Here is a 9585-nt window from a genome sequence, read left to right as displayed (position 1 = left end):
GTCCGCGCCCCGCCCCCCCCCCGTTCGGGGTAGCTATAAACTTCACACTTTTGCACTTATGATGCCTTCCGGCAACCGCAACTGGACAGTTGCGGCATAAAATCGGTGCACGAAGTGTGCCGTAAAAAGTCAGGGCGTGTACCTGACTTTTTACACCCCGACTCAGCGCCCGTGGGGCGCGTCATTGGGGTATCAACCCATGGTTTCTACGGAACCATGGGTTGTATATAGGGGAGTTTTGAACTCCCCTATAGAAATAATGAGAAGCTGCGCTTCGAATTATTTCTTCAGCCAGCTCATCATGCCGCGCAGCTTCTTGCCGGTCTCCTCAAGCTCGGTGTCTGCTTCCAGAGCACGGGTAGCGAGGAACTTGGCACGACCGCCTGCACGGTTCTCCTGAATCCACTCGGATGCGAAGGTACCGTCCTGGATCTCGCGCAGGATCTTCTTCATCTCCTTGCGGGTCTCCTCGGTGATGATGCGCTTGCCGGTGCGGTAATCACCGTACTCAGCGGTATCGGAGATGGAGTAACGCATCTTAGCGAAGCCGCCCTCGTTGATCAGGTCAACGATCAGCTTCATCTCGTGAACGCACTCAAAGTAAGCGTTCTCCGGAGCGTAGCCAGCCTCAACCAGAGTCTCAAAGCCAGCCTTCATCAGCTCGCAAACGCCGCCGCAGAGGACAGCCTGCTCACCGAACAGGTCGGTCTCGGTCTCGGTCTTGAAGGTGGACTCGAGGATGCCGGCACGGCCGCCGCCGATACCGCAGGCGTATGCCAGAGCGATGTCCATAGCCTTGCCGGAAGCGTCCTGATATACGCAAGCCAGATCCGGAACACCCTGACCCTCTTCGTATGCACGACGAACGATGTGACCCGGGCCCTTCGGAGCAACCATGATAACGTCAACGTCAGCCGGCGGAACGATCTGCTTGAAGTGGATGTTGAAGCCGTGAGCGAAAGCCAGTACGTTGCCCGGCTTCAGGTTCGGAGCGATAACGTCCTTATAGATGTCAGCCTGCTTCTCATCCGGAGTCAGCATCATGATGATATCGCCTGCTGCTGCTGCCTCAGCCGGAGTCATAACCTCCAGACCGTAGTCCTTCGCCTTCTTCTCATGCTTGGAGCCTGGGCGCAGACCAACTACAACATGTACACCGGAATCCTTCAGGTTCATTGCGTGAGCATGACCCTGGGAACCAAAGCCGATGATTGCAACGGTCTTGCCGTCGAGCAGAGACAGGTTGCAGTCTGCGTCATAAAACATCTTTACCATTTTTATTTCCTCCTAAAAATTTATAAAGAGTCAATTATATGAATCAGCAGTCAGTAATCAGTGATTGCAAGGGGCTTCCTCCCCGGTTATGAAACATTTCTCCGGCGCGGCAGCGCTTTTCATTCCCAATTTCTAACTCCTAATTAACCAAGATTATTTTTCGATTGCCGTAACGCCCGAACGGCTCATCTCGAGAATCTTAAAGTTCGAGATGACGTCGAGAAAGGCATCGATGCGGCTCGGCACTTCGGACAGCTCGATGATGATCTCGCTCTCCTGTGTTTCTACGACCCGTGCGCCGTACAGGTCGCACAGCTGGCGGATATCATTTCGGACGCTCACGTCCGGCGTATGCAGCTTGACGAATACCAACTCGCTGCAGCAGGAGCTGTCCTCCTCAAGATGTACAACACGCATGACCTCCTCGAGCTTCGCAAGCTGTTTCATGATCTGCTCAAGCACCATATGGTCGCCCTGCACGATGATAGACATGCAGGAAACCTTCGGATCAGTCGTGGCCGAAACAGTCAGCGAGTCGATGTTGTAGCCGCGGCGGCCAAACAGGCTGGATACGCGTGCCAGAACACCGGCGTTGTTCTGTACGGTGACAGAAAGGATATACTTTTCCATGATTTCTCCTTCCTTATTCCGTTACAAGATCGTCAACCGTGCCGCCTGCCGGAATCATCGGCAGGACGCGCTCGTCCTTGTCGATCTGTGCGTCGATCAGCACAGGACCGGTTCGCTTCACCGCTTCCCGCAGCGCGTCGCGCAGCTCGGCGATATTGGTAACACGGACGCCGCGTGCGCCGAAGGCATCGGCCAGTTTGACGTAATCTGTCTTGCGGTGCGGATCGGTCTGCGAGTAACGGCTGCCATAGAACATGGTCTGCCACTGACGCACGTTGCCGAGCACGCGGTTATTCATAATGATCGTGATCACCGGCAGGTTATAGGAAACCGCGGTGCAGATTTCGTTAAGATTCATGTGGAACGAGCCGTCGCCCGTGATGTGGACAACCGTTCTGTCCGGGAAGGCCACCTGCGCACCGAGTGCCGCGCCGTAGCCGAAGCCCATCGTACCCAGACCGCCGGACGTCAGGAACTGACGAACGTGCTTGCGGCCGTTGTACTGTGCACTCCAAAGCTGGTGCTGACCAACGTCGGTTGCGATGATGGTGTCCTCCGGGGTCTCCTCCGCAACCGTGCGGAGCAGCTGGTGCGGATGGATAACGCTCTCATCGTCCTTCGGCACATAGTCGAGCTTTGTCTGCCACTCGGCAATCTGCGCGCGCCATGCGTCGTGCTTTGCCTCCTTGATATACGGCATAACCTTTTCGAGGAAGGTCTCCGCATCGGAAACAATGGCATAGTCAACGCCGATGTTCTTATTGATCTCCGCGTTGTCAATGTCAACGTGGATAACCTTCGCCGACGGTGCAAAACGCTTGGTGTTGGTCGCAACGCGGTCGGAGAAGCGGGCGCCGATGCAGACCAGCAGGTCACAGCGCTCAACCGCCCATGCGGCGGAAACCGTGCCGTGCATGCCGATCATGCCGAGGCTGAGCGGCTCGGTATCCGGGATACAGCCGATGGCCATCATGGTGTGCGCCGACGGAATATCCGCCTTGCGCTGCAGCTGCAGCAGCATGTCGCCTGCGTCAGAGGTTTCAACACCGCCGCCGTAATAGATCATCGGACGCTCGGAGGCGGCGATCATATCCGCTACGGTCTGCAGCTCTTCGTCCGAAATCTCGTAGGTCTCGTTGATCTCAACCTTGCCCTTCGGGATAAACTCACACTTAGCGGCGGTAATATCCTTCGGGATGTCGATCAGCACCGGACCCGGACGTCCGGAAGCGGCAATGCGGAACGCATCGCGCACGGTGTCCGCCAGATCCTCCACATCGCGCACAACGAAATTGTGCTTGGTGATCGGCATGGTGATGCCGGCAATGTAAACCTCCTGAAAGGAATCACGGCCGATGAGGCTGGTGCCGACGTTGCCGGTGATGGCAACCATCGGGATGGAATCCATATACGCGGTAGCAATACCGGTTACAAGGTTGGTCGCACCCGGTCCGCTCGTTGCCAGGCAGACGCCTACCTTGCCGGTCGCACGGGCGTAGCCGTCCGCTGCGTGTGCCGCGCCCTGTTCGTGCGCGGTCAGGATATGTCGAATGCGGTCGCTGTTTTTGTAAAGTGCGTCATAGATGTTCAAAACCGCACCGCCGGGATAACCAAAAATGGTATCAACTCCCTGCTCTACAAGTGCGTCGATCAGAATCTCTGCGCCGTTCTTTACCATTGCGAATCCGCCTCCTTTCTCTCATTTCAACATAGCATACATACTTATGCAGCAGCCGGATAACGATTGCCGCAAGATACCGTATAAACAAAAAAGCCCTTGTCTCACAAAGAGACAAAGACCAAAAACTCTGCGGTACCACTCTTTTTGCCACACTGCCCTGTACGGCGGCATGACCACTCACCTGATCGTTTAACGCAGATCATGCGGGATAACTTACACTGAACCCTGTTTCATTTCATTTCAGCAATCCGGCTCCCGGAGGACTTTCGCACTTTCCGTTTCCCACTGTCTTACACCAGCCGACAGCTCTCTATCATGGGTCCGGGACGCTACTTTTCCGTTCGCAGCCTGTATCTTTTTGAATGTTGTTTATATTATAAAGGCGTTTCCTCAGAATGTCAACGTCTTTCCGACTGCAAATATGCGAAAACTGTCGTGCATATTTCTTTGTTTTTTCGCCATACTACACAATGCCAAACATATACAGTTTTCACTCTGGTAAACTGTGCGATTTTCACAAGCGAAGGAGGTGCGGGCGTATGGCAGTGCCGCTGCTGCGCACGCTGATTTTATACTGCGCGGTCATCTGCGCCGTGCGGCTGATGGGTAAACGGCAGATCGGCGAACTGGACCCGTCCGAGCTGGTCGTTACCATTCTGGTATCCGATCTGGCGGCTGTGCCCATGCAGGATTTAGGGATTCCGCTGCTCTCCGGTCTGGTGCCGATCGCCACGCTCGTGGTGCTCGAGATTTTCCTCAGCTTCGCCGCACTCAAAAGCCGCAGATTCCGGCGGCTGCTGAACGGTCAGCCGGCCATCATCATTCGCAGGGGACAGCTCGATATTGGCAAGCTGCGGCAAATGCGGCTGACGACCGACGAGGTGATAGAGACACTCCGCAAACAGAACGTTGCAGCCGTGTCCGATGTGAAATACGGCGTCATCGAGCCGGACGGCACGCTGACGGTTATCCTCAAGCAGCCGCAGCAGCCGGTCACGGCGGAAATGCTCGGCATTACGCCCAAGGATACCGGTCTGCCGCTTGTAGTCGTGTCGGACGGCAAGGTGGTTCCGCGCTCGCTCGAGCTGCTGCACCTCTCCCCTGCAGATATCGAGCGGCGGCTGAAAAACCAGAGTATCGCGGTCGAGGACGTGTTCCTGATGACGCTCGACGACTGCGGCAACACGTTCCTGCAGAAAAAGGAGGGCCGCGCATGAAGCGATTGCTGACGGCTGCCGTGCTGTGTACCGTGCTCATCCTCGGCAGTGTATGGAGCGTAAAAGCCGTGGATAACACGGCACAGGCGGTCGCCCTCGACGTAGAGAACGACCGCCTGAATAAAGCGCGGGAGACATGGGACGCAGCACAGACTCTGCTCGGCGCTCTGCTGCTGCACAGCGAGATTGATCAGGCTGACCGGCTGTTTGACCGTATGCTTGCCGCGCAGCAAAACGGCTTGACGGACGAATTTTCGCTTGACCGCGCAGAGCTGCTCGCTCAGCTGAGGCATTTGCCGGAGGTGCAGCGTCCGACGCTTAAAAATCTGTTTTAAGGCAACACCGCACAATTAAAGCTGCGGCGCTTTGCGGAAATTTTGTGTCCTGACTTTGGCTTCGGTTCCTTGCGCGAGTTCCGTCCGCGCTGCCGAAGTTTCACGGTAATACATCAAGTATTACCGCAAAACTGCGCCTCGTCAGTACGCAAAATTTGCTCGCAAATCGCTCTTGTTCAATTATGCGGTATTGCCTTAACGGTATTCACGCACCTGCACGGACAGACCGTCCGGATCGTAAACGTAGAAATAGCGTGCGTCCGGCTCCGGCTGACGGATATCGGACGGATTCATGCCGTGCAGGACGGCACGCTCATGTGCACTGGCGATATCCTCCGTACCGAAGCAGAGGAACATACCGGACGCCTTGACGGTCTCGCCCTCCGGCATGCCGATCAGCTCCAGCTGGGTTTCGCCGTTGGCGTTCTGCAGATAAGCAATGCTGCCGCCGTTCGCGGAGAACTGCGTGTGAATCTTGAGCTCGGTGAGCGTCTGGTAAAAATGCAGCGACTTCTCGAAATCGCGCACACGGAGCGCTAAATGGTGGATGTGCATAGCAGGCACCTCGTTTCGTTGTTTTGTTTTATTGTACAAAGCAGAGTCAGCCTGTGTCAATAGGGAAATTCCGGAGATTAGCGCTACACATACGGGCTACTCTGCGCAGGCGCGGCACAAGGTGAATTGCCCGTAGGGCAAGAGAAGGTCCCCTGGGGGATAACAGTGTCGCGCGATTTTTTCCCGTTATACCGGAAGGCACCTGCGAATTTAGGCGTTTGGTGCAATTTATCCTCGTAGGTGCTGTCTATAATAACGCGCTCACGAGTTGCGCAACACGGGTATGTTGCGCCTGCTTAGATGAAATCGCATGTGTAGCAGTAATGTATCTGACCCTGCGAACAGTTTGCGAAAGACACGGAAGAAAAAATCCTCTGCCGTTCCCTTTTTCGAAGCGGTCACATGTAGGCAATCTGCGCCAGACTATCCAAGGGAAAGGTAGGAGTTCAAAGAGGAAGGAAAACCGCAGGTTGTCCTTCCTTTTTGCCCCCGCCGCGGGCGCGGCAACGCTCCCGCCGTCCGCAGACGGCGAATCCCCCGCTGAGGTTCAGCAGAAAACTCTCTGCCCCGGCAGGGCGAACCCGCCTACGGCAGTTCGTGTTCCCCAGTCATCCGGTGCAGGAAAAAGGAGCCGTCTGGACGGCTCCCATCTCCCCGGGCAAGCAGTAAAATTCCCTCTTGACATTCCGCAATCACCGACTACAATATTACTTAGGAAACGAAGTAATTAGGCGAGGTGATTTTATGGATACCGGGCGGCTTATCAACAAGCTATCCAACTGCCTGCGCCGCCGGTCGGCGGAAACGCAAAAGCGCATTCACATCAGCGGCACCAAAGGTCAGATCCTCAACTATATTTTAATAGAAAGCCAAAAGCGACCGCTTGTACAGCGCGACGTCGAGCAGGAATTCGGCCTGCGGCCTTCCACCGCAACCGAAATGCTGCAGGCCCTGCAGGCTGCCGATCTCATCCGCCGCGAACCCGATCCTGCGGACGCACGGCGCAAGTGCATTGTCTGCACTGAAAAAGCCGAAGCCTTCCGTCCCGCCTGCCTGCAGGAGATTACGGAGACCGAAGCCATGCTGCTCCGCGGCATCTCGCCCGAGGAGCGGGACACATTTATGCGGATCGGGCTGAAAATGCTTTCAAATTTTGAAAGAACCGATTAACCATTACCGCAGAGCGGGCTGCCCTGCCGCTTCGATGGAAACAATCGTTAAATTTCCAAAGTAAGGAACGTGAACAATTTGGATAATGATACTCTCCTCGGCAAAGCGCCGATACCTCGTGCAGTAGCCGCAATGGCGATTCCGAGCGTCATCAGCAGCCTTGTCACCGTGGTGTACAACATGGCAGACACCTTTTTCGTCGGACAGACCGGCGATGCCCTGCAGGTAGCCGCCGTCAGCCTGACCAACCCGATCTTCATCCTGCTGATGGCGTTCGCCAACATGTTCGGCATGGGCGGCAGTGCGATGATCTCGGTCGCGCTCGGCGAGAACAATCACCAAAGCGTGAAGAAAATCTCCTCGTTCATCTCATGGGCGAGCTTGGTCGTCGGCGCAGCGTTTGCCGCCGTACTGCTGTGCTTCACCGCGCCCATCCTGCACCTGTTCGGCGCGGACGCAAGCACATTTGAGTTTGCCCGCGGCTACACGGTTTACATCGCGTTCGGCGCACCGTTCGTCATCTGGTCGGCGGCAGCCAGCTTCGTTGTGCGCGCGGAAGGCGCGAGCAAGGAGGCCATGATCGGCAGCATGATCGGCACGATTGCGAACATCGTACTCGACCCGGTTTTCGTCTCCGGTCTGGGACAGGGCGCGGCAGGCGCAGCCATTGCAACCACCATCGGCAATATGCTTGCGGCGCTGTACTACCTGTGGTATTTTCTCAAAAAGTCGCGGCGGTTTTCGCTTGCGCCGAAGGACGCGCTCTGCGGCACGCACATTGCCGTGCGCGTGTGCTCTGCCGGCTTCCCGACCGCCATTTTCTCCGCGCTGATGTGTGTTTCAACCATTGTGCTCAACCTGATTCTGGTCGCCTACGGCAACGCGCCCGTTGCGGCGATCGGCATCGTGTTCAAAGCGAATATGTTCATCACCTTCCTGCAAATGGGCCTTGCAAACGGTGTACAGCCGATTTTCGGTTACAGCTACGGTGCGGGTGATATCAAGCGTTTTGCCGATACCGAGCGTTTTACCAAGCTGTGCTGCTTTGTTGTCGGATTGGCGGCAACCGCGCTCTATTTCTTCCTGCGCAAGCCGATCATCGGCCTGTTCGTGGACGACAGCGGCGTTATTACATACGGCGTGCAGATGCTGATCGCCTACATGCTGTCCGGCCCGTTCATCGGTTTTCTGTTCGTCAATATGAACTGCATGCAGTCGGTCGGACGCGCCCTTCCTGCTACCGTGCTGTCCGTGCTCCGACAGGGTCTGCTGCTCATTCCCCTGCTGTATCTGCTGAATACGGTTTTCGGTCTGAATGGCGCAGTTCTCGGACAATCCATCACGGATTATGTCACTATTGCGCTGTCGTGCGTGGTTTGGAGAAGGATTCGGCGTGGATTGGAACAGCGTACCTAATAGAAAACCATACAACAAAAGAGGTCTGCAATGCAGACCTCTTTTCAGTCTATCAAAAAAGTATTATTTTAATTTTTACGCTTCGTGCGGCAGCACGCATAAAATAGAATTTGCGAAGCAAATTCATAAAAAGTCGGGGCGTGTACCTGACTTTTTATACAAGGGAAGAAAAAATGTGCCCGTCAGGGCGCGGTTTTTCTTCAGTATTCGCTCGAAAGCGTGGTTTCGAGCGAGAGGCTGCTCGGAAAACGATAGTTTTTCGACAGCCTCAAAAAGAGGTCTGCCCCGCAGACCTCTTTTCCCTATTCACTTCGCCAGCATAAAGTACGCCAGCACGGCGATACCGAGGATAATACGATACCAGCCGAACACCTTGAAATCGTGCTTCTTGACAAAGCTCATCAGGAAACGGATGATGAGCAGTGAGGACACGAACGCGGTGATTGTACCGATGCCGAGGATCATCAGCTCGGTGGATGTAAACGCAAAGCCGAACTTGAGAATCTTGAGCAGACTTGCGCCGAACATGACCGGAATGGCCAGGAAGAACGTAAACTCCGCAGCCACGGTACGCGACACGCCGAGCAGCAGTGCGCCGACGATGGTCGCGCCGGAGCGCGAGGTGCCCGGGAACACCGCCGCGATAAGCTGGAACATACCGATCAAAAATACGGTCGGGTAAGTAAGCTCCGTGAGTGCGTTGATGCGCGCCGGCTTGCCCTTGTGCGCGTTCTCCACCAGAATGAATGCTGCGCCGAACACGATCAGCGCGATGGAAACCGTTTGGTAATTGTAGAACAGTTCTTCAAACAGGTCGTTCCACTTGAGGCCGACGATTGCCGCCGGAACACAAGCTACCAGAATTTTGATCCACAGCTTGACGGTATCCATATTCAGCACGATGGACGCGCCGCCATGGCGGCCCTTTCGCCGTTCAAACGGGAAAATCTGTCCCCAGAACAGGACAACGACCGCGAGTATCGCACCGAGCTGAATAACCACCTCGAACATGCTGTAAAACGCTTCCGACACGTCCAGCTTTACAAACTCATTGAGCAGAATCATGTGTCCGGTACTGCTGATCGGCAGCCACTCGGTGATGCCCTCTACAATGCCGAACAGAAATGCTTTGAGCAATTCTATCACAGGGTTTTCCTCCTTATTTTCTTATGTTATTTTTATACCTTACCACAACTTATGCCATCCCGCAAGCAAACAAGCGGAAATGTCATAAAAAAGTTATCCTTTGCAGCAGGCTGACTTGCCATTCCGAGTGTACCGTGGTATATTATAAATGTATAGTTAT

At 55.1% G+C, this 9585-nt stretch carries 9 protein-coding genes and 1 other annotated feature; of the genes, 4 read left to right on the top strand and 5 right to left on the bottom strand.

Annotation, left to right across the window (positions count from 1 at the left end; all coding sequences use genetic code 11):
- Window positions 1–279: 279 nt before the first annotated feature.
- From ilvC to ilvB, 3 genes are all read right to left on the bottom strand, one after another.
- Window positions 280–1275 carry a ketol-acid reductoisomerase gene (ilvC, locus tag DW806_RS07565; RefSeq protein WP_118361496.1) on the bottom strand — a complete coding sequence of 332 codons (996 nt, stop codon included), beginning with the start codon at window positions 1273–1275 and terminating at the stop codon, window positions 280–282.
- A 153-nt stretch (window positions 1276–1428) separates the two neighbouring features.
- Window positions 1429–1905 carry an acetolactate synthase small subunit gene (gene ilvN, locus DW806_RS07560; RefSeq protein ID WP_118729573.1) on the bottom strand — a complete coding sequence of 159 codons (477 nt, stop codon included), beginning with the start codon at window positions 1903–1905 and terminating at the stop codon, window positions 1429–1431.
- 13 nt (window positions 1906–1918) lie between these two features.
- Window positions 1919–3583, bottom strand: coding sequence for a biosynthetic-type acetolactate synthase large subunit (gene ilvB / locus DW806_RS07555; RefSeq protein ID WP_118729572.1), 1665 nt, complete (start codon window positions 3581–3583; stop codon window positions 1919–1921).
- A gap of 107 nt (window positions 3584–3690) precedes the next feature.
- Window positions 3691–3940: a binding site (T-box leader), on the bottom strand.
- A 185-nt stretch (window positions 3941–4125) separates the two neighbouring features.
- Between ilvB and DW806_RS07550 the strand changes: the two genes are divergently transcribed.
- Both DW806_RS07550 and DW806_RS07545 read left to right on the top strand, forming a co-directional pair.
- Complete coding sequence (locus tag DW806_RS07550; RefSeq protein ID WP_158578321.1) at window positions 4126–4803, top strand: DUF421 domain-containing protein; 678 nt, start codon at window positions 4126–4128, stop codon at window positions 4801–4803.
- Window positions 4800–5138, top strand: a complete 339-nt coding sequence (locus tag DW806_RS07545; RefSeq protein ID WP_118729570.1) for a DUF4363 family protein — start codon at window positions 4800–4802, stop codon at window positions 5136–5138. The genes DW806_RS07550 and DW806_RS07545 overlap by 4 nt, the downstream gene beginning before the upstream one ends.
- A gap of 195 nt (window positions 5139–5333) precedes the next feature.
- On the opposite strand, the gene DW806_RS07540 is transcribed toward DW806_RS07545, so the two are convergent.
- Window positions 5334–5693 (bottom strand): VOC family protein, encoded by a 360-nt coding sequence (locus DW806_RS07540; protein ID WP_116705112.1) that lies wholly within the window; start codon window positions 5691–5693, stop codon window positions 5334–5336.
- A 744-nt stretch (window positions 5694–6437) separates the two neighbouring features.
- Between DW806_RS07540 and DW806_RS07535 the strand changes: the two genes are divergently transcribed.
- Both DW806_RS07535 and DW806_RS07530 read left to right on the top strand, forming a co-directional pair.
- Window positions 6438–6863: a MarR family winged helix-turn-helix transcriptional regulator gene (locus tag DW806_RS07535; protein ID WP_118729569.1), complete on the top strand. Its 426-nt coding sequence runs from the start codon at window positions 6438–6440 to the stop codon at window positions 6861–6863.
- Between the two features lie 78 nt (window positions 6864–6941).
- Window positions 6942–8279, top strand: a complete 1338-nt coding sequence (locus DW806_RS07530) for an MATE family efflux transporter (protein WP_243022682.1) — start codon at window positions 6942–6944, stop codon at window positions 8277–8279.
- Window positions 8280–8585: 306 nt separating this feature from the next.
- Here the strand turns inward: DW806_RS07530 and DW806_RS07525 are convergent, their stop codons facing one another.
- Complete coding sequence (locus DW806_RS07525; protein ID WP_118729567.1) at window positions 8586–9425, bottom strand: undecaprenyl-diphosphate phosphatase; 840 nt, start codon at window positions 9423–9425, stop codon at window positions 8586–8588.
- Window positions 9426–9585 lie beyond the last annotated feature (160 nt).

Source organism: Butyricicoccus sp. AM32-19, from assembly GCF_003480365.1.
Lineage (GTDB): Bacteria > Bacillota > Clostridia > Oscillospirales > Butyricicoccaceae > Agathobaculum > Agathobaculum butyriciproducens.
Note: the sequence above shows the minus strand (reverse complement) of the source record. Positions and strands in the feature narration are given on the sequence as shown.

Bases quoted from the DNA above. Each gene is read 5' to 3' on its own strand.
- DW806_RS07550 (WP_158578321.1), top strand. From the start codon at position 4,126: ATGGCAGTGCCGCTGCTGCGCACGCTGATTTTATACTGCGCGGTCATC.
- DW806_RS07535 (WP_118729569.1), top strand. From the start codon at position 6,438: ATGGATACCGGGCGGCTTATCAACAAGCTATCCAACTGCCTGCGCCGC.
- ilvB (WP_118729572.1), bottom strand. From the start codon at position 3,583: ATGGTAAAGAACGGCGCAGAGATTCTGATCGACGCACTTGTAGAGCAG.
- DW806_RS07545 (WP_118729570.1), top strand. From the start codon at position 4,800: ATGAAGCGATTGCTGACGGCTGCCGTGCTGTGTACCGTGCTCATCCTC.
- ilvC (WP_118361496.1), bottom strand. From the start codon at position 1,275: ATGGTAAAGATGTTTTATGACGCAGACTGCAACCTGTCTCTGCTCGAC.
- DW806_RS07540 (WP_116705112.1), bottom strand. From the start codon at position 5,693: ATGCACATCCACCATTTAGCGCTCCGTGTGCGCGATTTCGAGAAGTCG.
- ilvN (WP_118729573.1), bottom strand. From the start codon at position 1,905: ATGGAAAAGTATATCCTTTCTGTCACCGTACAGAACAACGCCGGTGTT.